40 protein-coding genes are annotated in these 23379 nt (G+C 36.9%); 10 read left to right on the top strand and 30 right to left on the bottom strand.

Annotated elements, in window-relative coordinates; translation table 11 throughout:
* Positions 1–24: 24 nt before the first annotated feature.
* The 11 genes from JOD82_RS09785 to JOD82_RS09735 form a co-directional block, all read right to left on the bottom strand.
* Positions 25–384 carry a hypothetical protein gene (locus JOD82_RS09785; RefSeq protein WP_209948638.1) on the bottom strand — a complete coding sequence of 120 codons (360 nt, stop codon included), beginning with the start codon at positions 382–384 and terminating at the stop codon, positions 25–27.
* A gap of 252 nt (positions 385–636) precedes the next feature.
* Positions 637–1113 (bottom strand): hypothetical protein, encoded by a 477-nt coding sequence (locus JOD82_RS09780; protein ID WP_245248965.1) that lies wholly within the window; start codon positions 1111–1113, stop codon positions 637–639.
* A gap of 2 nt (positions 1114–1115) precedes the next feature.
* Complete coding sequence (gene tmk, locus JOD82_RS09775) at positions 1116–1766, bottom strand: dTMP kinase (protein ID WP_209949154.1); 651 nt, start codon at positions 1764–1766, stop codon at positions 1116–1118.
* Positions 1767–2680: 914 nt separating this feature from the next.
* Positions 2681–2935, bottom strand: coding sequence for a hypothetical protein (locus tag JOD82_RS09770; RefSeq protein ID WP_209948634.1), 255 nt, complete (start codon positions 2933–2935; stop codon positions 2681–2683).
* 194 nt (positions 2936–3129) lie between these two features.
* Complete coding sequence (locus JOD82_RS09765; protein WP_209948632.1) at positions 3130–3531, bottom strand: hypothetical protein; 402 nt, start codon at positions 3529–3531, stop codon at positions 3130–3132.
* The gene (locus JOD82_RS09760; protein WP_209948630.1) at positions 3531–3860 is read right to left on the bottom strand and encodes a hypothetical protein; all 330 of its coding nucleotides are present in this window, start codon (positions 3858–3860) and stop codon (positions 3531–3533) included. Before JOD82_RS09760 ends, JOD82_RS09765 begins: the two co-directional genes overlap by 1 nt.
* A 9-nt stretch (positions 3861–3869) precedes the next feature.
* On the bottom strand, positions 3870–4058 hold the full coding sequence (locus JOD82_RS09755; protein ID WP_209948629.1) for a hypothetical protein: 189 nt from the start codon (positions 4056–4058) through the stop codon (positions 3870–3872).
* On the bottom strand, positions 4058–4300 hold the full coding sequence (locus tag JOD82_RS09750) for a hypothetical protein (RefSeq protein WP_209948627.1): 243 nt from the start codon (positions 4298–4300) through the stop codon (positions 4058–4060). The genes JOD82_RS09755 and JOD82_RS09750 overlap by 1 nt, the downstream gene beginning before the upstream one ends.
* A 122-nt stretch (positions 4301–4422) precedes the next feature.
* Positions 4423–4806, bottom strand: coding sequence for a hypothetical protein (locus JOD82_RS09745; protein WP_209948625.1), 384 nt, complete (start codon positions 4804–4806; stop codon positions 4423–4425).
* 75 nt (positions 4807–4881) lie between these two features.
* Positions 4882–5091, bottom strand: a complete 210-nt coding sequence (locus tag JOD82_RS09740) for a hypothetical protein (protein WP_209948623.1) — start codon at positions 5089–5091, stop codon at positions 4882–4884.
* Between the two features lie 28 nt (positions 5092–5119).
* On the bottom strand, positions 5120–5659 hold the full coding sequence (locus JOD82_RS09735; protein WP_245248964.1) for a hypothetical protein: 540 nt from the start codon (positions 5657–5659) through the stop codon (positions 5120–5122).
* Between the two features lie 271 nt (positions 5660–5930).
* Between JOD82_RS09735 and JOD82_RS09730 the strand changes: the two genes are divergently transcribed.
* Together JOD82_RS09730 and JOD82_RS09725 are read left to right on the top strand one after the other, a co-directional pair.
* A complete protein-coding gene (locus JOD82_RS09730) occupies positions 5931–6308 on the top strand; it encodes a hypothetical protein (protein ID WP_312887688.1) in 378 nt (125 codons plus the stop codon).
* A gap of 44 nt (positions 6309–6352) precedes the next feature.
* On the top strand, positions 6353–6613 hold the full coding sequence (locus JOD82_RS09725) for a hypothetical protein (RefSeq protein ID WP_209948618.1): 261 nt from the start codon (positions 6353–6355) through the stop codon (positions 6611–6613).
* Between the two features lie 31 nt (positions 6614–6644).
* Here JOD82_RS09725 and JOD82_RS09720 read toward each other — a convergent pair whose 3' ends face one another.
* The 17 genes from JOD82_RS09720 to JOD82_RS09640 all read right to left on the bottom strand — a co-directional run bounded on the left by JOD82_RS09720 (position 6645) and on the right by JOD82_RS09640 (position 14769).
* Positions 6645–7391, bottom strand: a complete 747-nt coding sequence (locus tag JOD82_RS09720; RefSeq protein WP_209948616.1) for a hypothetical protein — start codon at positions 7389–7391, stop codon at positions 6645–6647.
* A 13-nt stretch (positions 7392–7404) separates the two neighbouring features.
* A complete protein-coding gene (locus tag JOD82_RS09715; RefSeq protein ID WP_209948614.1) occupies positions 7405–7905 on the bottom strand; it encodes a macro domain-containing protein in 501 nt (166 codons plus the stop codon).
* 66 nt (positions 7906–7971) lie between these two features.
* Positions 7972–8376 (bottom strand): hypothetical protein, encoded by a 405-nt coding sequence (locus JOD82_RS09710; protein WP_209948612.1) that lies wholly within the window; start codon positions 8374–8376, stop codon positions 7972–7974.
* Positions 8377–8414: 38 nt separating this feature from the next.
* Positions 8415–8822, bottom strand: coding sequence for a hypothetical protein (locus JOD82_RS09705; RefSeq protein ID WP_245248963.1), 408 nt, complete (start codon positions 8820–8822; stop codon positions 8415–8417).
* Positions 8823–9219: 397 nt separating this feature from the next.
* Complete coding sequence (locus JOD82_RS09700; RefSeq protein WP_209949218.1) at positions 9220–9606, bottom strand: hypothetical protein; 387 nt, start codon at positions 9604–9606, stop codon at positions 9220–9222.
* Between the two features lie 7 nt (positions 9607–9613).
* Complete coding sequence (locus tag JOD82_RS09695; RefSeq protein WP_209948610.1) at positions 9614–10162, bottom strand: hypothetical protein; 549 nt, start codon at positions 10160–10162, stop codon at positions 9614–9616.
* Entirely contained in the window at positions 10110–10259 is a 150-nt protein-coding gene (locus JOD82_RS09690; RefSeq protein ID WP_209948608.1) for a hypothetical protein, read from the bottom strand. Before JOD82_RS09690 ends, JOD82_RS09695 begins: the two co-directional genes overlap by 53 nt.
* 16 nt (positions 10260–10275) lie before the next feature.
* On the bottom strand, positions 10276–10887 hold the full coding sequence (locus JOD82_RS09685) for a hypothetical protein (protein WP_209948607.1): 612 nt from the start codon (positions 10885–10887) through the stop codon (positions 10276–10278).
* On the bottom strand, positions 10888–11073 hold the full coding sequence (locus JOD82_RS09680; protein WP_209948605.1) for a hypothetical protein: 186 nt from the start codon (positions 11071–11073) through the stop codon (positions 10888–10890).
* Between the two features lie 185 nt (positions 11074–11258).
* Positions 11259–11753: a hypothetical protein gene (locus tag JOD82_RS09675; RefSeq protein ID WP_209948603.1), complete on the bottom strand. Its 495-nt coding sequence runs from the start codon at positions 11751–11753 to the stop codon at positions 11259–11261.
* A 105-nt stretch (positions 11754–11858) separates the two neighbouring features.
* The gene (locus tag JOD82_RS09670) at positions 11859–12230 is read right to left on the bottom strand and encodes a response regulator transcription factor family protein (protein WP_209948602.1); all 372 of its coding nucleotides are present in this window, start codon (positions 12228–12230) and stop codon (positions 11859–11861) included.
* Between the two features lie 40 nt (positions 12231–12270).
* A complete protein-coding gene (locus tag JOD82_RS09665) occupies positions 12271–12822 on the bottom strand; it encodes a hypothetical protein (protein WP_209948600.1) in 552 nt (183 codons plus the stop codon).
* A 141-nt stretch (positions 12823–12963) separates the two neighbouring features.
* The gene (locus tag JOD82_RS09660; protein WP_209948598.1) at positions 12964–13416 is read right to left on the bottom strand and encodes a hypothetical protein; all 453 of its coding nucleotides are present in this window, start codon (positions 13414–13416) and stop codon (positions 12964–12966) included.
* A 21-nt stretch (positions 13417–13437) separates the two neighbouring features.
* Entirely contained in the window at positions 13438–13590 is a 153-nt protein-coding gene (locus JOD82_RS09655) for a hypothetical protein (RefSeq protein WP_209948596.1), read from the bottom strand.
* A gap of 66 nt (positions 13591–13656) precedes the next feature.
* Positions 13657–13905, bottom strand: a complete 249-nt coding sequence (locus tag JOD82_RS09650; protein ID WP_209948594.1) for a hypothetical protein — start codon at positions 13903–13905, stop codon at positions 13657–13659.
* 197 nt (positions 13906–14102) lie between these two features.
* Positions 14103–14555, bottom strand: coding sequence for a hypothetical protein (locus JOD82_RS09645; RefSeq protein WP_209948592.1), 453 nt, complete (start codon positions 14553–14555; stop codon positions 14103–14105).
* Between the two features lie 13 nt (positions 14556–14568).
* Positions 14569–14769 (bottom strand): hypothetical protein, encoded by a 201-nt coding sequence (locus JOD82_RS09640; protein ID WP_209948590.1) that lies wholly within the window; start codon positions 14767–14769, stop codon positions 14569–14571.
* Positions 14770–15353: 584 nt separating this feature from the next.
* On the opposite strand from JOD82_RS09640, the gene JOD82_RS09635 reads away from it, so the two are divergent.
* The 7 genes from JOD82_RS09635 (at position 15354) to JOD82_RS09605 (ending at position 21194) form a co-directional block, all read left to right on the top strand.
* A complete protein-coding gene (locus JOD82_RS09635) occupies positions 15354–15500 on the top strand; it encodes a hypothetical protein (protein ID WP_209948588.1) in 147 nt (48 codons plus the stop codon).
* 220 nt (positions 15501–15720) lie between these two features.
* A complete protein-coding gene (locus JOD82_RS09630; protein ID WP_209948587.1) occupies positions 15721–15945 on the top strand; it encodes a hypothetical protein in 225 nt (74 codons plus the stop codon).
* 157 nt (positions 15946–16102) lie between these two features.
* Positions 16103–17056 (top strand): tyrosine-type recombinase/integrase, encoded by a 954-nt coding sequence (locus tag JOD82_RS09625; RefSeq protein WP_209948585.1) that lies wholly within the window; start codon positions 16103–16105, stop codon positions 17054–17056.
* 132 nt (positions 17057–17188) lie between these two features.
* Positions 17189–19009, top strand: coding sequence for an ATP-dependent metallopeptidase FtsH/Yme1/Tma family protein (locus JOD82_RS09620; RefSeq protein WP_209948583.1), 1821 nt, complete (start codon positions 17189–17191; stop codon positions 19007–19009).
* A gap of 181 nt (positions 19010–19190) precedes the next feature.
* The gene (locus JOD82_RS09615; RefSeq protein ID WP_209948581.1) at positions 19191–19901 is read left to right on the top strand and encodes a ribonuclease H1 domain-containing protein; all 711 of its coding nucleotides are present in this window, start codon (positions 19191–19193) and stop codon (positions 19899–19901) included.
* A 44-nt stretch (positions 19902–19945) separates the two neighbouring features.
* Entirely contained in the window at positions 19946–20311 is a 366-nt protein-coding gene (locus tag JOD82_RS09610; RefSeq protein WP_209948579.1) for a hypothetical protein, read from the top strand.
* Positions 20312–20573: 262 nt separating this feature from the next.
* A complete protein-coding gene (locus JOD82_RS09605) occupies positions 20574–21194 on the top strand; it encodes an SLOG family protein (RefSeq protein WP_209948577.1) in 621 nt (206 codons plus the stop codon).
* A 43-nt stretch (positions 21195–21237) separates the two neighbouring features.
* Here the strand turns inward: JOD82_RS09605 and JOD82_RS09600 are convergent, their stop codons facing one another.
* Positions 21238–21615, bottom strand: coding sequence for a hypothetical protein (locus tag JOD82_RS09600; RefSeq protein WP_209948576.1), 378 nt, complete (start codon positions 21613–21615; stop codon positions 21238–21240).
* A 164-nt stretch (positions 21616–21779) separates the two neighbouring features.
* Here JOD82_RS09600 and JOD82_RS09595 point away from each other — a divergent pair, with 164 nt between their 5' ends.
* Positions 21780–22412, top strand: coding sequence for a Bax inhibitor-1/YccA family protein (locus tag JOD82_RS09595; protein ID WP_209948574.1), 633 nt, complete (start codon positions 21780–21782; stop codon positions 22410–22412).
* 334 nt (positions 22413–22746) lie between these two features.
* Here JOD82_RS09595 and JOD82_RS09590 read toward each other — a convergent pair whose 3' ends face one another.
* On the bottom strand, positions 22747–23277 hold the full coding sequence (locus tag JOD82_RS09590) for a DUF6557 family protein (RefSeq protein WP_209948572.1): 531 nt from the start codon (positions 23275–23277) through the stop codon (positions 22747–22749).
* Positions 23278–23379 lie beyond the last annotated feature (102 nt).

The raw sequence follows: 23379 nt of genomic DNA, 5'->3' as shown, positions 1-23379 counted from the left end.
GTAGACCTACAGCCGTTTTTCATCCTAAACAAATCTCAAATCACCACAATTGATTCGTTGTGTATAGGAGTAATCTTCTATTTTGCAATCTGCTATAGGAACCTGCATCGCGTAACCTGTTGGTGCAATGACCGTTAAAACATACTTTCCAGTTTCTAAAATAGGCAGTTGGAATAATCCAAAATACTTTTCATAGATCGCGTATTGCTCAATGATATGAACGAACTGCCACTTATCATAGAGTGTCCAGCCATTGTCGTTTGAGACGATATACCATTTACTTCGATCCACGGGATGCGCTTGTACTTCATAGACTTTCCCAAGTTCTAATCCCTCTTCATTAATAGTAGCTTGTACAAATTCAACTTTGGCACGTTCTAACATGTTTGTCCTCCTTAAAAATTATTCAGTAACTACTGCATCAGCACCACAGATTAAGCATGTCCACGTATTATCTTTGTTGGGTGCATGTGTGGTTTCTATCGTTGCTAACTCGTTTAGAAAAGTTCCTTTTGAGTCAACTACCCAATACTGGGTTACATGGGCAGTGGTTACAAACTGATCGTGTTTTTCATTATTTGAGCATATAGCCTTCAACATAATTTCCCCTTCCAATCCGTTATATGATGATTCATCTTATTTCTTCAAACTTTGAAGAAGTAACCATATGAATGTGTAGAGAGTAAAATCGTCACTCAATTCAACAGTAAATTGTTGATTATTAGCATGGAATGAATCATAAATCCAATGATGTTCAAATCCCTCACAATAATGATGTGACCATGTCTTGTTTCCATCAATCAAATCACCAAAATCACAAATAACTGGCTTATCTGATTCTACAGACAGTTTCCAATCATAAAAGTTACCTCTTAGAATGAGACGTAATTGCAGCTCTTTTACTTCAAAGAGATAAACAGGCAGACGAACTGACTTTGATACATGATCACTTATGACACCTCTAAATGGTTCACCGTCAATAATTGAACCATAGATTAACGACGTAAGCTGATCCCGCACAAACATAATTTGATCCCAATAGGCAGAATAAAAATGCATGTCTTTTGGTGGTTTATTTTCGGTCGCCCATAGTTGCAAACTCATTTTTTCCATCATTACGCTCCCCTTTGATCCATATTTGTAGTCTTGTTTAAAATCACCTTTATTACATCCTTAACTACATCTTCAGGCGTTTGATTCGCATCAATTTTATGAATGCGTTCTGGATACATTGCATGCAGGATTTGATATCCCATATGCACTTTTTCATGAAATCTAACGCTTTCCAAGTCCAAACGATTCACTTCACGCTCGTTATTACGTGAAATACGTTCTAATCCAACCTTAGGATCAACGTCTAACCAAATCGTTACATCGGGCATGCACCCCTCAATAGCAAATTGATTGAGTTCGAGAATCGTCTCAAATCCTAATCCACGAGCATATCCTTGATAGACCAAACTACTATCCATAAAACGATCGCATATCACGGTAATCCCCTGGTTGAGTGCTGGAAAGACCTTTTCCACTAAATGCTGTCTCCTCGCCGCTGCATATAGAAGCGCTTCAGTTCTTCCATCCATGGATGTATGGCTTGGCTCAAGAATGATCGTTCTAATCTTTTCGGCAATTTCAATACCTCCAGGTTCACGCGTAATAAGAAATGGTTTTCCGCTTTCTGCAAAATGATCCTTAATCGCCTGAATAACCAAGCTTTTTCCCGCACCTTCTCCACCTTCAAGTGTCACAAAAACTCCCCTTTTAATGTGAATCTCCTCCTATAAAAATAATGTTTAATCGATAAACACCAACTTGCTATGAATCTTATATGATATGCATCAATCCAATGGATATATTATAGACTATTTATAATTAATATTGTTTATAGTCAACATTATAACACTTCTCTATGTATTGGAACACAATATAAGAACTAAAAAATTTTTATTCATATTATTCATGTATAAGATTATAGTCATCGGATGTGATATAATGAGAATAGCCATGATGTCTCACCATCGTGACTTAACAAAGGCCAGTGGGCGACCACGGCGAATCCCAATTAGTTCATTGAAAAACCACCGGATACAGGGCCCAACCTATCGCCGGTGGTTTTTCTTAGCTTTACGGGACTTCTTCTGTCAAACGTCATGTCATGTCCCCCGATAATACAAATAGATTTAGCCTTTTCTCTCGCAAAGAAAAAGAGCCACATTGATTGTGACTCTTACCTTTTACTACATATACTATTGGCATCTATCGAGAGCTTGAACATGAGGACACTGATTTATTTTTCAAACTTAAATCTTTAAACATTAAGCTCTTTAATCAGGCTATAAATATTCCTCTTTATCATAGTCAATTAGGACACAATTGCAAGTTTCACATTCAATTGCTACATTATCATTCTCTCCATACGTTACACATGCAATCTCATGTCCAACATGATGTATTAGTTCTTTGTAATTGTTTGCACTCATATTCATTTCTCCAATCTCAATAAAAGTAAAATGCCTCTTTCATCCTTGTTTTAACAAGTTTTATTACGTTCTCACTCATGCGATAATTAGAGAATATCTTTATGAGAGACATCGGCTATTTTTGGTATCCTGAATAACCATTGTATTCCCTGCCCCTCTCCACCTTCATAATATAAATAACCCTTTTTTAAACTCGTATATTATTTACTCGAAATATAATCAATAACTTCATCATCTTTGTTTCTTTCTAACGTTTTTGAACTATCTGTGTTAAGTATTAAGCAAGGAATCGATTTACCAAAAAATCCATATGTTGAAAATTCAACCTGTTCTAATTCTTGAATATTACCACATGGATTAACTGAATTTCTAATGAATACATCCATATCATCATCAACATCTGCTAATTTTTTATCTAAATTTGCTAATATTTCTTTTAAACTTTTTGCGTTCATGCCAATTCATCCTTTCACTTTACCTAAAGTTTTTTAGTATTTAGTACAGCTCACCTAATCATCGTTCAAATCAAAACCTGATCGGAAGGCTATCAGAATTTCTTCTGTTCTCGCTTCACTAATACACATATCTTCTCTTATAAGCCAATAAATCTACAATCTCAACAATGGAATGTTTCTTTGTATGAAAGGATCTAAGAATGTTTTATACGAATCATTGGAAGCCCACCAGGACAAAGGCTCCACATTTCTTTGGGTAGAACATATTCCAGCAACTTTAAACCGATACCAAGCATGATAAGTTCATCACATGTTTTATGATGCCCCGTCCACTGTTCACCATTTGTATCTTGGCATACATTTAGAAAAGAAACACCATTGAGTGTTTGGATTTCAGATGGAAGATTCGAAATCATAGTAGTCACTTCTTCCTTGTACGAAGCCAGTCGATTAGGATGAAATCCCAGCCAATTCATCACGCCTTCCACTCCAACACAAGGAATAACTGGTTTCCCATCTTTAATTTCATCATTCTTATACAAACAATCCAATAGAATTTCATTTACGCGGTGAGCGTTGATCAACAGTAATCTCATTAAGAACCTCCTGTGTGGTTAATGCGAGCTACGTGATACGGAATATCGCAAGGTCTTGTACCCTTATACTGATTGACGACTTTCCATTTACCTTCTCTCCAAACCAAAACATCGTACCCAAGCTCATCAAGTGTCCGTTTGTCATTAGTGGTGGAGTAAGGGTCACATGAGTATTTCGTCAACTCTAAATCGGCAGGTATATTCACACGTAATGCGATTGAACCATCGTACTTGGACTTTACGTTGTTACCTGCAATCAACCTGAAGTCAGAGATGGGGTCACTGCCTACAGCACAACCATTCAAGACGTATCTGCATTGTTTTCGCATTACAGCACCTCACTTCTTAAGATGTTTCAACAGGCGTTTTGCTTGCTTCTCGGCGGCGCGGCGGGTAGCACGGCTGTAAGCCATAAATGGGATAGAAGTCTTTAGCTCATCCTGCTTAATCAGGTCAACTACGTCACGCACCATGAGGTTATCTACGCTACTGCCTTGAATTATTGCGTTTCCATGTCTCGATTGCATTAGAATCTACCTTCTTTCGCATTAGGGTCTTGTATAACAAAGTAGTGGAACGAACCTCTGACCATACTCTTCGACTCGAATATGCCTTCGCCAAGTACGTATTGGGCGGGAATACTAACTTCCACCACTAAATCAGAATGATTGAAAATGACTGACTTGGATTCCGCAGGGGCGGCTTTAATCTCCTTACCATTTAAATAATCTTGAATGTTTTCGTATTTGACGTACAAGGTAAGTCGCATTATCCGAAAGCACCTCCATTAAAGTGTGATTTAAAATCATCCTTTGCTATAATCTGCTTTAAGATTTCCTTCAAGATAATTGTGTTACTTTTGTATCAGTATTTTAAAATTACAATGGGTGATTAAACTAATGTACGATCTATTTGATCAAACAGACGATTCTTAAAGTCCTCATCGACATCGGCATATTGTTTGATGTACATTAACGTTTTCTCCTTCATTTCTGTTCTCTTTTTATCTCGTTCGATCAACCTTGGATCATTTACACAAAAATACCCTTTTTTCATTTCTGTTGTTCTGAAATTTGGACAATATGAAAGCACTAATCCGCAAATAAATTTACGATGCTCCCACTTTCCACCATGAGCATGCTCTCTTACTTCTGAGCGCTCTCTCCAACCATCTACTTCAACAGATTCCTCAATGACAACATGAGTTCCGCAAATGGGGCAGCTATCCCCTTCTAAAAATTCAAGCTGCAATCCTTTATAAGATTGAGTTGACAATTTCAATCACTCCTGTTTATAAGATTTAACACCTAAACCAAATAACATCTCTTCTCTGCTCTTCATTTCGATTGCTTATGAGACTTGCCGAGTGACATATGCAACATAGAGCAAATATTCCTCCACACTGCCGTAATCTTCTATCATTTCTTTCTCCGATTTCACTTGGTATCCTGAGAAAGTAAAAGCTTCTCGAATCGTTTGTGGATCCCATATGACAAAGTGCTGAAGACCTGTCTTGTATCCCCTTTGATCAGCTATCTTAATAGCCTTTCTTTTTCTCATCCGCCTCCCTCCTTAAACGTTTGGAATATTATGCTGCTTCTCGTGCTAAGCGATATAACATCTTTAGCAATTGTCCTGTCTCACTTTCAATAGGAACCAGCCTTTCCACCACATGCGCTTCTTGATGGAGAACATTTCTATGTTCTTCTAAGTAAGCTTCTGCTTTTTTGCGCGTAAAAAAGGGTTCTACGTCTTGGGGCAGTAAATCGTTAAACTTTTTGCAAAAATTGAGTTTTGAAATCATAAATTTTTCAAAATATGAACAAAAAGCAGGATCATCTGCGCGATGCCACGCAAAAGAAGGGGACAAACCCTGCTCATCCATAAATCTTTCAAAATGCCACCTTTGATTATTCTTGACGAATTTCTTGATCTCTTCTAACGAATCCAATGTTATTGATGATTCTGGATCAAAATAGGTGCATTTTCGGTTTTCATGTTTATCAACTTGAATCTGCTCGTAGGTGACAACGACATAGAGTCTTGGGTTGTCACTATGACCTTTTATTTCTGTCTGTAAATCAGCCAAACAACTCATTTCTTCATCTGTAAAAATCAAAGAATTCATTCCTTTCGACGTGTTTTTTTTCAACCACTGATATATAAGAATTCATTCATCATATGCATTTAAGAACTCATTCAAAAGTGCAAATTCACCAAAGCACAATATTATCTTTTCCGTTCAGAAAACACCTTTGCCTCCGATTAGTTTTAGATCGGTTCTGCATATACTAATTGGAAGAACATATGAAAGTTGATTTATTAATCATTCTGAGGAGGTTAGCTTAAAAACTTCTGCTGGTTTTCAAAATATAAAATGGAGTTGATCTGCGTTGAGTGTGAACTACTACTTTAAAGATCTGAAAGTTCAACAGGCAAAAATTGAATTGGAGCAAGCAATCTCTGCCATGAAAACAACCGATCTGTTGTTTATAGAGAAGGCAACTCTGCCCTCCACGGTACGCGTGCTAAATGAAGTGAAAGAACTTCATATCGGACAGTATGCATTCGGAACACTTCTTCTCAAGCGAAATGAATTATTCTATAGTTCGGTTCCCGAAATGAAAGAGTTCTATACGAAAAACCAAGATCGTTTGATAATCGAAAATGAATATGGTGTCGTATATACTTGGGAAGAATTTGAAAAAGATGTCCTTTCTGACCCACCTCGTCATGGGAATTTCATTCAAGATGCGCAAGGGTATGTTTGGATATAAGAATCTCTTAAAAACATGAATCAATAAAGGAATGGAGAATAAACATGGAAAGCAAATCAAAATGGATTATTTTTAATAAAAAAGGCAAGAGGGTATCCACTCAAACTCTTACTCATACAGACGGTAGACATTATTTACAGTTAGAGCCGTTTGAGCAAGATCTAAAAAAGAAAGGTCTTTATGCGCAACGGGCAGAATGCTTTGAAAAAAGAAGTAATGTATGGAATCAATACTCTTTTAAAAAGAAACTTGAAACTTTGGGCTGGAAATTTAATCAAAACGGAGATATTATTGCTGATTGGTAGTTTCACAATAAAGAAGGAACGAACCCCTTTTTCAGAGAGGATTCGTTCCTTCTTTATATTGATGTATATCCGATAAATCGAAAATGGTTGCATCTATCCCCGTCAGTATATACGTATCATCATTTTTTCCTACAGCCTGATTACGAAAGCTATTCATACGTATAGAGGGAAAGCGAGCAATCAGCAAGGAACGTAAAAGTGATCGGTTATTTGGCGTATCCAGAACTTTAAGACCATGTCCTTCAATGTCTTCAATTTCATATCCATCATTTTTAAGTTTATCGATATAAGCTTTTTGGTTCAATCTTTCTGACATGGGGGATTGCCTTGTCGAATAACCGTATTTCATCATGAAACAAAACGTCATACCAGCACAACCACTGGAATAAAAGCGAAAATCCTTTACATAGTGAAAACCATCCGTTTTCCACCATTCACTCACCACATCACTCAGTTGACATAACTGCTCCTTTAATCCATCAATGGGCTTTAATGAAGCTATTTTTTGCTCCAATTCATGATTACGCTTATTCACTTCACAGATTTCAACATACCGTTCTTCACGTTCTTTAGTTACATAAGACTCATAATCAACCATTTTTGCTATATCCGTGTGATTAAATTCGATCAAAGCCGTTATCTGATGAGCCACACCATAATCCAATTCATTCTGTTGAACGAGGTTAGCCATCTGATGAGCTGACTGTATCAAACTTTTCAAATCCTTCAACAATACTTCCTTCTGGTCAGTATTTAACCGTACAAAATCGAGAGACATCCTGAAAACCTCCTTAAACTTTTCTAAAAATGATAATGTCTATTCCCTGAACATGAGAGAACTCCTCTTTAAAAAGAGCGAGAACTTCTTCTTCATTTAAGCCACCCGTTCCCGTTCCAAGAAGGGGGATTGCTATGGATCTTGCTTTTAGTAACTGTGCTGTCTTGATAATTTCGGGTATTAGCAATCGAACTTTTCGAATGGTGGTTCTCATCCCTGGATACGGCATGGTTACTGCATGGATAATCCATTTACATGAAAGAGATTCTGCGTTCGTGACATAACACTCTCCACTGCAATGACCATATAAGAAGCTGGGAATCCATTTATGTTTTCTTGATTTCTCCTTTGCTTCTTTCTCCACATCTCCCTTAGTTGCATAATGAATGGATTCTGCGACACCTGGAAGTTTGATGAATCGTCCCACAATACCACCCATAAATCCAATACCATTCGCTGCATTAACAATCACATCGACATTCGCTTTTGTAATATCTCCATATATAATGTTCATTTTGCGTCCTCACTTCAGATTCCTAAGGCGATCCTCTCTTAACCTTTAAATATTTCATTAAACTGTCTACATTTTGCTTTTAGATTTTTTGGCATAAACAACCATATTGCCGCACTTTTTTAATTTTTTAAAAGCAGCCTTGATAACAAAGTAAGACGCATAAGCTATAAGCTCAACAATCCAAATCGGCAAGTAGAACAACATTACTAAAATATCGCTAATAGTATACACTTCTTTATAAAGATACTTCTCAAAACTTAACCATTCTTTTTTACGATCAAGTTCCCGATTCTGCTTTGCAATAGACAAGTCATCAATAACAACTTCTAAATATAAGAAGAACACCAATATGTTTATAAAAATATATAAACATACTTCGAGGTAAGACCAACCTACAAAGAATCCCAAAAACATGGCAATAAAACTGTAGCCAAGAGATATTAAGATAGAATGAAACAAACGAATAATCATATATATATATATCCTTTCACACTACCGTATTGAGCTGTCTAATCTTTAGATCTGCTCTTTACATATACTTTTATATTGATAAATGTAATGATCATCTTTCGAACATAGCGAGCCACAAAGCGAATCAGATAACCAACCATATAAAGCATCCAAACAGGTAAATAAAACAGCATGACGAAGATGTCCGCTATCGAATACTCATTCTTCCGATAGTATTTTTGATAGCTCAGTGGCTCAATCCTATTCCTTCTCAATGGATGATCCTCTTTGTAGAACCGATTCTCTTCTGCTGTTGTCATATCTCCTAAAATAAGACGGGTATAACCCGCTAAAAAAAAGGAACCGATCAGCATATACGGAAGGAAATTAAAAAAACTAAGGTTGGGTTCTACGACTATATACCCCACCATAAAAATACAGAAATAAAGAAGATACAAAGCTATCATTTTCGTTTAGCCTCCTTTTTTTATTTTCCGACGCTTAGGCATTGTAAGCACTGAGGAAATAAACATGGCAAGCAACATTCCTACATAAAACCCTGGTCTCATGACCGAAAAAATAATGTCATGTCTATATTCTCGAAATGGAAGAATTTTATGAACAAGCGTTTGGGGATACCAATCAAACAATATAGAAATCCTATAGGCAACAGCAAGATCATGAACGGAATGGTACAAATCCATAACAATGGTTTCGGTATAAAATCAGTAGGATCAAAACTCAGCATCATATAACTCCTTTATTTTGTTCTCTTCATTCATGGTGAATAATGTGTTATGTAAAACTGCCTCATGTAAATAGATCAAATCTATTCCAGCAAGACAGTTGAAAATTCCATATATGTTATTGGATAACTGTTTCAACTTGTATACCTAAAGAACGCAAAGTCTCTATTTCTTTTGAAGTAATATTTTCTTTTTTCAATTTCCAACCATGCAATGTTGCTCCATAATAAAGATCTGATAATTCAGCCTCATCATCATTGATATTGCCTTGCAACCGAACCATTCGATCTTTAAATGATTCACCATCCTCATCGCAGAACTCGATCTCTTCATCATCTTTAAATGTGGTCGTAATGTACTGTTCATTTGATAACAACGGATTCGACTTTAACCATTCGTACACATCCTCATCTGATTCAGCTCCAAGATATGATAAAATTCCACCTTTTGAGTCTTTCGGCGCAAAATGCTCAAATCTAATCTCATACAGATGTATGGTAATCATCTCCCGCTTAATTATTAATGTTTGTGAGCGCAAATGATTTAGGCAAATGAACTTTTGCGTTATAAGCCCCAGCATTTACACCGTGCCCTAAATCTCGCTCTAAATTTTGAAATTCGATGTATGGCTTATCTTCATTAGCTAATTCCATAGAGGTTTGTAGCGACTCCGTTATGGTAAATACCTCGCCTCCTACTTTAAAAGATAGGGTAAGCGGCGTTCGTCCAAGCTTATTATCATTAACATCACGAAACATCTTAAATCTGTTCGTTTTTAATACTGCTTCGGGATCAGTCTCAATCTTCATAACCTCAAGCTTTTCTATCGGCAGAGCTTTAATGTAATGATAAGCTTGTTCCTTTTTCCATTTCTCCACCTCAAAATCATACTTGTTTTGTATTTTTACATAATCTTGTCTAAATGTGATATACGTAAATGCGAATGAGACAATGTATCCTACAATAAAAAGTCTAAAACACCCATCCCATCCAATTCGCTGAAAACCACTAAACAATCCAAAGCAGATAGTCAAAACCAAGAAAAAAAATGACTGCTCCAATAAAAATGCTCCATCCTGTGGCAGCCGAGAGTGGCAGAAAATGCTGTTCCTTTAAAACAATTTTTTCACCAGCTTCGATAATTTGATTGATATTCAAGAAGATGTTCCCCTCTCTACTTAATGTCTGTAAAGGTGTATGATTTCGGAAGATGTATCTTCGCATTATAAATGCCTGCGTTCACATCATGACCCAAGTCACGATCTAAACGTTGATATTCAATGTATGGCTTTTCCCCATCAGATAGTTCCATGGAAGTCGTTAGCCAATCTGTAGTTGTAGTCACTTCCCCTTCCTCTTTAAAAGACACCACCACAGGTGTTCGCCGAACTTCTTTGCTATTCGTTAAGTTATAAAACGGATCTATGTTCATCACATCCGTTCCGAGTTCAGGATCGATTTTGATATATATAACTTCGCTTTTCTTCACAGGTAAGGAATGAATGTACGGCATTGCAATCTCTTTTTTCCAATGTTCAATATCCGAGTCATATTGTTTGGTACTTGCATGATAATCATGTAAAGATGTTGGGAAAATTAGAAAAAAACCAATGAGAAGCATGATAGGACCAACCATATAACATAGTTCAATTTCACCGCTTATAAGTAATGCGATTAAAATGGCTATTGCAATGCATAAAACAATAGAAAATATGGGTTCGGGAAAAAAGTTGAACTCCGCAGGTACAATCTTCTGTCCAGTCTCGATCACTTGATATACATTCATTTAAATAACATCTCCTCCTGAATTGCCGTAAGGAACAATGATAATATCACATTCACCCTCCGCTTTTTTCAGCATGTTGTATTCCCCTTCTGGGTCAATGACAATGACATCCTTCAATGCAGAACAAACATTTTGCTTTTTTAGATTCGATTGCACAATGAAATGATTAAGTATATCCCTGTCCATCGTTACCTCCATTTCATTAAACCTTTCAACTATCATTATTTTAGTCAATGTTACCATTAAATTTGACTATAGGCAATATTTTTTGAGTGAAATTCCAAACACAAAAAAGGCAATAGCGAGTGCCATTACCTTTTCTTTATTATTAGATTTTCACTTAGTAAGCTAATTATCCATTTAACAGTATGTTACCAAATGCGTTGAGAAATGAAACGATACAAATCGATAACTTTCTTCCAGAACATCTCCGGAAGTAGTATAAAGGATACAAGAATAAAATAATCCTCTAAAATTACGATGATAAAGGGGAAAGAATTTAATGTTACATCTGCTATAGACACTACCAGGAATCCCACGGTTTCAATAAGTCCAAATAATAAAGAAAAACAAATGCCTTTGAAACCTGGGAATCTTTTATTGAGCAAATGTATTATTGCCAAGGTCAGAATTGAGAAAAAAGCGAAAAGAGTAGCAATGCTACTGATCAATTTACCAATACCTACCTCAGTATAAAGAGACTCTATGTCGCTCCAGTTTTTTATTATTCCAATGAAGGCTATTATTGTTATTTGAATAATAAAAAATGTGAACCAGATTATTCGCAATCGATAAATTTTAATTATCTGATTAAGATAGAGTGAATTTTGAAGTATTTCTTCTTTATTAGTAAATAATTTTTTCATAATAACCCTCTTTTTCAGATTTTTTAAGATATGGCTCGTACTGGCTCTTGAAATCTATTTATATTTTGTTGAGACAACACTTGCCTGATTATTTTGGTACTTGACTCATGATATAAGAAAAATGAAGTCATTTACCTCTTTAACTATCGAGTCGTTACTTGCAATAATATAACCAAGCACATTAGGGAAGTTTGAAATGTCAAATTGATTCGAGGAATGTATCAAAACAGGTAACTCAATCTTGTTCCTTCTCATTTCCTCTAATATCAATAGTCCATGATCTTCTTCATAACGACAACCATCATCGAATTTAGGAAGTCCCATATCCAATATGACTCCATCATATACCGTCTTCCTTCCCAATAAATTGCGAAGCCCCGAGTTATAAGATCGCTCTCTCTCATAATCATGCCCTTCGAAGCAATGAATTACTTTGTCTGCTTTAAGATCATCGTCTTCAATAATCAGCAACCTCAAGAAAATCTCCCTCCCCATAAAAAACCAAATGGAAATTATTTTAATCATAGTTTAAAATATTTTTGGTTTTCTCAAAAAACTTTTCAACTCGAAAACCCTCTTCAACCGTTTCCCTAAGTTCCTTTTTCCATTCTTCATACAAACGAGTTGTATAATCGAGTGTAAACATGCGATCCATGATATCTGAATTCTTTTTCATATTCTCAATGTATCCAAAACGTTTTTCAAAGTAAAAAGATGATTTGTTTGAAAATGTAAAATAGATGCGATTAGCGGTTTCCTTTAAAGTGACGCCCCCTTTTTTTCGCAAAGCTCTTCGAAATGCCTCTACTTTTTCTGCATCAGGTACCGTATGATTGATCGTATTCGGCTTCTCTGTGTTGGACAGCTTCTCAAAAAGGACGGCGATGTCCGTTATTCCTTCACTAAATGTCTCCCATTCATGAGCATGTACGAGGAAATTTGAATGCTGCTTGGCATAAGGAAACGGCACAACAACCAAATAATACTCTTCATCGTTCTCAATAAATTGTCCACAAATACGACAAGCGTTCTTTTTGCCTGCTTTCTCCCAATCTCTACGACTTGTCATTTCAAGTTTCTTTCCTAATAGCATGAGCATACCAAACCTTTCTTTTATGAGCTGAGAAGGGCGACCTTGGTATTCGTTTGATGGACTACCAAGGTCATCACCTTCCCGTTACTTTCTAAACTATTTCAAAAAATCAACGATCTATGCAATTTTTTTGTACAAACATGGACTCCCCCACCGATTTGCGATTGCATATCCGTTCTTCTTTAGACCGTGGGTGTAAACCTTTTTTCTCCTGGAATCAGTTGGGTAAATGATGATTGTAACCTTTCCTTGATCCTTTCCATTTGGGTATTCCTTTTTTAAATTCTTTTCAAAAGCGCTCAACATTGTCTTTCCCCAAATCAAACCCTCTAATCCGCATTTTCCTGTGCTCTTATCAGACAATACATCTCTCGTTCCCAGTATCCATTCTCTTATGTGTTTTTTCTTGTTCGCGATGGCTAAAATCACAGAGAATTCCAAGTCTTGATACGTACGATGTTGAACAAAAAACATACATATCGTCTGACCATTGCTCAATACACCTTTTGCAGAGTACCCACAAAAGACATCGTCAATAATCAATCGAGAGAAATCCGTTTTATTGTCCATTTCAAATTAAAATCTCCTTTTTTAAAAATCACCAGGCAACTTTTTGGTCGCCTGGCGGTTATAAGATCCTTTTCCTTTTCGATTATGGACGATTTTAGTTTGAGGATTCATCATCCATACGTGACGGCTCTCGCTCATTTCTCCAATGGTTTTCTTTAATTTTTTATCATTCATTCCTTTTCCTCCATCACATCACGAATGCTTTCGGCTCTACCTATGAATCAGCCTTACGATCAAGCGCTACTCCGTTTTCGTCAGTCTGTCTGCAATTTCTAACGCGATCTTTATTTTCGCTTCTTCGTAGTGTTGGCATTGCTCCATAACCTTCTTTTTGCCCTCTTCAGAAAGCAAAGACGACATATCAAGGTGCTCACAGCATTTATTTATATAGTTCTGATCTTCGCGTATATATATTTCCAATAGTTTTGCAACATTAGCATCTGCCATTTCCTTGTCTAATTCATAATGTTCCCATCCATGTATACTCACAATTTCCCCTCCGAAGTTAGTCCTTGTTATTTCACTCAGTAATCTTTAAATCTTATGATTCATTTCCAATGTAGTCAAAATATTTAAACCATTTTCTATAGTCAATGTTATAAGAGTAAGTTACCATCCTTCCTATTTTAAGTCAAAGCGAAAATAAAAGAGCAGATCTTAAAAACCTGCTCTGTAGTTCGTATTTGCTAAACACCTGTACTTATCAACGCTTTAACTTCATTTTCTAAATGGTGAATACAATCTTTCATCGAATGGCTCAAATAACAAGGACTTTCTTGATATTTTAGATACTGAGTTACAATATCTGAAACTGAATAGGTATATCCTCGATTTACCAAAAAGAGTTGAATACGAGTATGAGGGTTAGTTTCCATTTCGTATTGACGCTCTCGTTTATACGCTTCCCATTCTGATATGGATGCTTGTTCCAAATAGCCAAAAGCTTCATCAGCTTCTACACTGACGACCACGTGATGTGGCACTACTTTATATCCCTTTCCACACTCCGTGCAGCATGTAGACGTAAACTCATATTTCCCATCGACTACATCTGGATGCATATAATCGAAATCAGCATTATCGAAAATCACAAAACCCTTACAATCTTTAACATTGCAACGATGGAATTCTACTGACATGTATATCTCTCCCTTAACTTATGTTTACTTTATTCATTTTGGACAATACACTTTGCAAGGCATGATAGTAACCTGTCTGATATTTGCTTCTTTCGCTACCATGTTGTTCAAGAAAAGACCACAATCTATATTTCCTGAGTTCAGCTTTTAGATATCTTTCAAGCTTTCTTTCCTGGTTCACTTCAGCCTCTCTGTTGCTTTTCTTTTTGTCCATATTAAAAAGAACCCTCCTTCGAAAACAAACGTATGTTTTCCTGCATGTATAAGATATTGTATTATAGACGAATTTTTCATGATCATATCAATCTATAGCCTAAAAAAATAATTTCCTTGCCTATATAGGCATATCATTAATATTCAGTAAATAAACAAGGTTTTCCTAATTTCTATAGAGAAGGGATGGAATTTGAATATGAATTTTTAATGCAAGCTGGCTATAGTTATGAGGAATTCCATGAGGCAGTTATGCTACTCAAATCACATATACCTCATTATGGTCATGTAAAAACGATCGATTTGATGATCTTACGTGGAGCAATCTGACCTTTGATGAGAATTGGGAAGAGAAGTGATTCTTTTATATTAAAAAGATTTTCAACTCCTGGATAATGGAACAAATCAAACTGAGGTTCGAACAAAAAAACAAACTTTCATTTCACAAGAGATGATAGCTATTTAAGAAGAAAACAAGCGACATTTCACTGTTACAGGGAAAATGTGTGAGGACGTCATTTATCGTGCTTGGTTCATTTGTTGGACTAATACGGGGGCTACGAGTCCTCTATAGGAGGAATAACAATGTTGGTTTATAACGGTGAGACAGTAGCAATTACAGTAGTAGCGGAGGGCAACCCGTTTACGGTGATTCAGCCTGGCGAGTGGTACGCCAAGCGGGAACACAGTCATTCTGGGGCGGACATAGAGATTTACAATGCTGCAAAGTAAAAAAGCCCCTCGGAAAAGGGACTTCTTAGATACGCCAATGCGTTACGGTTGATTTAATTCAAAAACAGAACTAAAAATTTCAATACACCATGTGTTACGGTTTTGAAATTGATTTCTTATATTAAAACAAGAAATATAAATTTCAATACACCTTAGTGTTAAGGTTATTGTTATCATAACCCATTTTCAAGATCCTGTCTATCAGTATGGATTTTCAGGAATGAACAAAATCAAAAGCCGTCTGGATGTTAGAGCACTCAAACGGCTGGACGGGAGAACTTCGACGAGCTACTCGTCCTCCATTATAACAAAATTGGAGAACTTAAAAGTGTGGAAATGTACAAGGAGAATGCTCCAGAGCATCTGCACCGACACATCCCAACGTAAAGCAGAGGGTATCGCTCTGGATGGACTGATAAATATCCTGACGAAGATGCATACATGACGTTCTTCAGCTTGCAGATTAGACGGTAGGAATGAATGTAACCACTCTCATAATCGGATAGACTTTTATCAAATCCTCACCTTTTCTTCTACTTTCTAACTATCCTTGCTTTTTTGATATACTGTACATAAGCCCAAAGTTAGTTAAGGAGGTAACTATGAGTGTTATCAAGTGGATACGGTATTACTCATTAGAATTACAAGCTTTACACAGATCTTCACACACGGTAAGAACCTATGGGTATGACTTGCAACAATTTGTTCTCTATATACGAGATCAAGGGCTACCAAGCCAAATGGACACCCTTCAATTCAAACAAGCCTGCCAATCCTATCTTCTCTCGCTACAAACATACCACGATGAAGATCGTGACGAAGAACTACCTTATGACGAGGCTACAATCAATCGAAAACGCTCCTCTTTACGTAGCTTTATCCGTTTTCTATATCGATTGAACTACATCTCGGAGGACTTTTCTTCTGAAATTGAGCTTTCAAATTCCCTCGCGCAGCCTCCACAGGTTTTATTAACGTATGAAGAGATCAATGAAATGACCAAGATATTGGATCAACGTATTTTCTACGGCAAAACCGAAGAATTAAGATTGATGCATCGACGAAATAAAGTAGCTTTCCTGACCTTATTGGAAACAGGAATAAAAGTGTGGGAACTTTTAATCCTCAAATGGGGAAATATCCTTTTGGATCAAAACACCATTGTCATTCCCAAACGAACAAGCATTGAGACAAGAGATGTCCCATGCTCAACTTTTTTGGTCCAAGAATTTCGGTTATATCTTGAACATATGAGGAAATTAAAAAGTTTTGATCCCTCGTTTTTAGATGGATTTTTATTTTTTGGTGCTGGGAAATCCCCCATGATTGCCATTAACCCTAAGACCATAGAGCGTATGTTTGATTCGCTCGCAAAGGAAGCTGGCATTGAAACCAAAAACGTGACTTCCCAATCATTAAGACATACGATGGTCCACTATCAAATTGGGCACCAAAAAAGTATAGATGAACTTACTCGTTTGCTTGGGTACAGCCGAAAATCCGTTGCCAAACATATGTATAATCCAAATGAATTCATAAATATCATAAGCAAATAGTCATGCCGTTGGTGTGGCTATTTTTTTTTGCACACTTGTTTGAATATTAATATACTTATTGCTTATAGACAATTAATAATAGTATAATGACTATAAATATTTTTGATATAGATATGAAATGAGGGACTATACGTGAAAGAACTTTGGAAAAAAATGAAATATGGGATCGTAAAACATCGAAAAAAGTTAATTGTTTTAGGGATTCTTTGTATGATTTTAATTCCCCTTATTTTGTTCTTATCCAACGCTCCAGAACCTAAAAAAATTGAATACACGGTTTTTACCAAAATGCTGGATGAAGGGAAAATTAAATCTGTAAATATAGATTTCTCCCTGCCTTCTTTTAATTTTAAGGACAAGAAAAATCAATTGTACACAACAGACAATCCCAGACGTGAATCGTTTAAAGACGAACTTCTCAAAAAAGGTGTGGAAGTCGACGAATCCAAAAAACAAGGAGGTCCAATACAAAATATCATTGTAAATCTCGTTAATACACTCATTTTGGTCGCTATTTTATTCGGCACATTGACCTTTCTTCAAAAGCGTATAAGCGGGAACTCACATATCAAGGAATTTGATTCTACTGGGAACGAAAATCGTGGCGGCAAACATAGTCCAAAGGGTTCCAAACGCACCACGTTTAAACAAATTGCAGGTCATGAAGAAGCCAAGGAAGATATGCAGTATCTCGTAGACTTCCTGAAAAATCCACTGAACTATACGATGATGGGCGCAAAACTACCTAAAGGTGTTATTTTCTATGGACCTCCTGGTACTGGTAAAACTTTATTCGCCAAAGCACTCGCAGGTGAAGCTGGCGTTCCTTTTTTCTCCGTGAGTGGCTCTGACTTTGTAGAAAAATACGTAGGCACAGGTGCCAGCCGTGTTCGTGACATGTTTAATCTTGCTCGCAAGAAAGCTCCTTGTATTATTTTTATTGATGAGATTGATGCTATTGGTCGAAGCCGAGACAGCGATTCTCATGCTGAACAGCTCCAAACCCTAAATGCCATTTTGAAAGAAATGGATGGATTTGATTCCAATGAAGGAATCATTGTGATTGGCGCTACGAATCGTTTAGATGATTTGGATTCTGCCTTTATTCGCCCAGGTCGTTTTGATAAACATATTGCCATTCATCTTCCTGATCAAAAAAGTCGATTGGATATCCTGAAGATTCATGCGCAGAACAAGCCTTTAGCGACAGATGTAGATCTTGAAAACCTATCTAAGCTTACCGTTGGGTTATCGGGTGCATCTTTGGAGTCGATCTTAAATGAATCGTCTATCCTTGCAACATCTCGGCGACTAAAAGAAATCACAGCAAAAGAAATTGATGATGCTTATTTCAAAATCGTCATGAAGGGGCATAAGAAAAAAGGTGGAGATAAGCGACACAAAGACGAAATCCGTTTGGTTTCTTGGCACGAAGCTGGTCATGCACTGGCATCTAAGCTTTTAACTGACAACGATGTTCCTAAAGTTACAATTATCCCTTCCACCTCTGGAGCTGGCGGCGTTGCCTTTATTGTTCCGAAGAAAATGGGTTTAAACAGCAAGCGGGATTTAATTAATGATATTAAAATTTCCTATGCTGGACGTGCAGCCGAGTATCTTTTACTGGGAAATGAGATGGAAGTCACAACAGGGGCCTCTTCTGACATTAAAACGGCAACCAAGAAAATTAAAAGAATGCTCGCCGAATTTGGTATGAGTGATACGCTGGGTATGTTGAATTTGGATGAAATAGAACCCGACTATGTATCCATCCTTGATGAAGCATCCACATTAGCGAAACAACTATACGATGAAACCGTAGAATTACTCACGAAACATCTTGTTACGCTCAAAGCAATCGCGGAAGCCTTGGAGCAAAAAGAAAGTCTAAACGAAGATGAATTAAACACCATTATCGAAAAGACGAAGAATGAAGTAGTTGAGGCATGTTAATGCCTCCCTTGCTTCATTTTTTATCTTGTCAGAGGATAATTCTTTTTTGAGAATACGCTGCCGCCTCTGATATGACTTTAAGCTGTTCAACTCTTATAATTCAAGTTACCTGACATACTATATTTTTATGAATTATATAGAGGGGCTTCAGTTGTGAAGTTATTTTGAAAGGAGCTTTACGGTGGCTAAGAAAAAAATAAAGTTTTATGCCATACGATCAGGACAGGACCCGATCACCAAGAAATCAGTTGGAGGTCTCATTTTAAATTCATGGGATCAGGCAAAAGAATACGTAACAGGTGTCAAAGGCGCAGAATATAAAAGCTTTGAAGATGAAGAGGCAGCGAAATCTTTTCTTCAAGGAGATGGTAGCCAGGTAACAAAAGCATTAGAAATGCAACCAGACGTTCTTTATTGCTATGTCGATGGGAGCTACAACAAAAACATTCCAAACTACTCATTTGGCATTTGTGCAGTATTGAATGAAAAAGTTGTGCATATTCAAAATGGTCCAGGAAACAACCCTGACGCTATCGACATGCAACAAATTGGTGGAGAGCTGCTTGGGGCAATCATGTCGCTACAGTATGCTAAACATCATAGGCACCTACAAGTTGTGATTCTACATGACTACTTAGGCGTTGCTCATCATGCAACCGGCTTCTGGAAAAGAAGTAATACGTATTCTGAACGTTACTTTACTTGGATGCAAAATTTCTTTTCGTCGAATCCTGATATGAACGTGAACTTTGTTAAAGTCGCCGCTCACACAGGAAACGATTTCAATGAAATTGCCGATGGTCTGGCGAAATTAGCGCTCGGTATTAAACCCGATGCTATTTTCTATCGTATGGTTGAAAAACATCATGTTAACCTAAGGGATCATGATTAATAGTTGGATTATTAAATTATCTTTTACTAAAAGGGGAAATGTTTATGAATACCATTACTATTAACGGTCAACGCATAACGGTTTCAGGTAAGAATGTCTCCATTGTAGGCAACTGTGTGATGGTTGATGGACAAACCGTAACCAGTGGTTTGTCAGGCACTGTGCATGTACAGTTTGAAGGAGATCTGTCATCCCTTCGGGCTGACGGGAATGTTACGATTCACGGCAATGTGCAAGGAAATGTAGATGCTGGCGGCTCTGTCACCTGCGAGCAGGTTGGACAAAATGTTGATGCTGGCGGAAAAGTGACCTGCCATGATATCCAGGGAAATGTGAATGCTGGCGGTTCAGTTAGCTGCGGGAATATACGAGGACATTTGAATGCTGGCGGAAGTATTCGTCATCAATAATTTGAATTACGAAAGGATAACGTCAAAGGTTATCAATAATTTCCCAAATTATTTTACCATGGGAAAAAGGAGGGGAAATTATAGCTACAGCACTTAAAGATGAAATTGAATTTGAATTGACAGAGATTCTTGAAGAATATCTGGGAATGATTGAGGATGGAAGTCAACATCAAAAGTTTGCACGAAATTTGCTAACTGAGATATACCAAAATCGAGCAACTACAGGCTAATAAAATAATTTCTTTACAAGGAGTGATCCCCATTGCGATTACAGGAAATCGATGATTGGAGAAAAATTACCGTTGGAGCAACTGGACATCGACCTGACAGAATGGGAGGTTATAGTAATGCTCTCGGTGGTTACAATCGGAATCATCCCATCGTTACAAATCTTCGCGGTATCACTTTAGAAGTCATGGAAGATTTAATTGCAAATCATGGAATGACAAGATTTGTTTCAGGAGGAGCTTTAGGATTTGACAGTTTGTTCTTTTGGTGTGCAAATCATTTGAAAGCAAAATACCCTCACATTGAAAATGTGTTAGCTGTTCCATTCCTGAATCAATGGAAAGCTTGGGGTGATGAGCAAGTAATCTACTGGTACCATAAAATGGTGGAATACGCAGATGTCATTATTGATGTGGCTCGGCATCCCGTTTATGGAACTCGTGAAGAGCACGTTCCACTTGATGATTACAGTAAAACGAAGATGTTCAAGAGGAATGAATACATGGTTGATCAATCTTGTTATCTTCTTGCGTTTTTCGATGGGTCAAGAAGCGGTACTGGACAGTGTATTCGTTATGCTCAGCGCGGCATCATCAACCGTCCATCCATTATTAAACTGGATCCACGTTGTGCATGTAAGCCAGAGTATATCTGAGAGGATTCAACTGTTGCTCTCTCTTCATAAAAACAGCTCTCCTTTAAGGAGAGCTGTTTTTATCACCTATTGTCATCGTCATTACATTGTAACCATAGTCTTTTCGTTCATAGCGAATATTTACATAACGATCCTTCGGTATTTTTATGAGAGGCATATCACTAAGTTCCCTAATCATATGTCCTTGCTTTGTCACGAAGTCATTTGGAATACAATACATTAAATATCGATCACCACACATCCCAAATACACTCATATCATTGATACCAGGAAAGACGATTTCAACGTCTCCATTCACGATTGTCACATTAGTGGGTATTCGATCTTGTTTTTCATAATATATGTCCAAGATATAACTTGATTCTTTTTCAATACGTTCAGCTAACTCGATTATGGAAAGATTAATTTCACCGAATCTCATTCTCCTTCTCCCCTCCATTCTTTCATGGTATTATTCACGCTTCTCAAATATCATAAATGTTTCTTCTAATTTTATTCCTACAGGAACTCATTCGTCTTTGCTCTGTTATAAGCTAAACCCAGAATGAGTAAGATACAACATCTTAAAAAACAAGGAGGATTGAAATGGACACACACGCTGCCATTCAACAAAAAATCTTATCTACTTTTGTAATCTCGTTAATAGTCGCAAGTATTGGAGCTATACTGGGTCAATTCGTACCCGATTTTCTGTTTTTACCCTTAGCTATTTTTGAGTTGGTTATACTCGTTATTGCACTATTCTCTCGAAAAAATAAAGAAACAATCGGATACCCATTCCTGTACTTTTTTACGTTCTTAACCGGGGTGACTACGTTTCCGGTCATTGCCCATTACACCAGTAAGCTTGGTGCAGCTTTGGTTTGCGGCGCTTTTTTAACAACAGCCATTGTCTTTGCCGTGTTAGCTATTTATGGTACGGTTACGAAGAAAGACCTATCCTTTTTAGGCGGTATATTGTTCTCAGGGTTAATTGCACTGATCATCCTAAGTATTCTCAATATATTCTTTCCATTGGGGAGTATTGCTGTGTGGGGAATTACGATTCTCGGGATCATGATCTTTTCTGGATATGTCATCTATGATTTTAATAGGATCAAGCGCTTATCACTTACCGAAGAAGACGTTCCACTCATGGCACTAAATATTTACCTTGACTTCTTAAATTTATTTTTAAAAATTCTACAGTTATTTGGACTCCTTTCCTCAAAAGATTAAGGATACACAAAAAGGACTCTATCAATAGAGTCCTTTTTCATTTAAGCTTAGATTGTCTTATCTTTATAAAAGAATGCATTTTCGATTGAAAGAGAAAGTAAACTGTATTATAATGATATACATCAATTATTTCTCTTTGTTTTTGAGGGTTTCTTAAAACCCTTTACAACCTGTTTTTCTCTTAAAGGGAAAGGGGCATTTCGATCCCCTCTCCCTTTCTTTTTTTTCTGTGCTTTATAATACAACGATCATGAGCTGTTAGAGATCGTCGCCTCTCCGCAAAAACTGGTCGTCTCCGCTTGTTACATAGAATAAACACTAAAAAACTTACTCTTTATGAGTAAGCCTTTTTTTGTTCAATATCTTCATCTGATTCAAACCCTTTTGTTTGATTCTCCACAGAAGGATAATCCGCATGATCATTAAAAAGAGGTAGATGGTTTTTGGGTTCAACCGAGCGAATACCATCTTCTTGTTCCTCCATTTGACCCTCTCTCATAATATCAAAAACGATATGAGCAACATATTCTTCAGCCGACAAAACCTGTAGATCTGGATCATTCACAAGAGCCGATACGATCTGTCCCCTTGTGGCAAATTGCAATCGATATTGATGGTGAAATCTACGATTCAAGGAGTACGTAACATTCCACATATATTGTTCTGCTCTTTCGTATTCTTTTACATATTGTACATGGATGGTCATCCGATCAGGGTTTTCAACTGGTACAAGTTCCTGTAGCTCATCCCATAGCTCTTTATAAATACCTTCTTCCATGCGTTGATGTTCATTGGGATATAACTTCAGAATTGCCTCATATAAATGTTCATATTCCATTCGTTTTAAGATATCTTTTATAATCAATGTTTAACCTCCTCTTTTCGTTCCCGTAATTGAATTTCTTTTTGTATTGTAGTACATATATCTTCAAATTATATTGGATTTTGTACGCCAAACGAGTAGAAA

It is taken from the genome of Paenibacillus sp. 1182 (genome assembly GCF_017833915.1).
Taxonomy (GTDB): domain Bacteria; phylum Bacillota; class Bacilli; order Paenibacillales; family Paenibacillaceae; genus Paenibacillus; species Paenibacillus polymyxa_D.
This window is presented reverse-complemented; position numbering and strand designations above follow the sequence as displayed.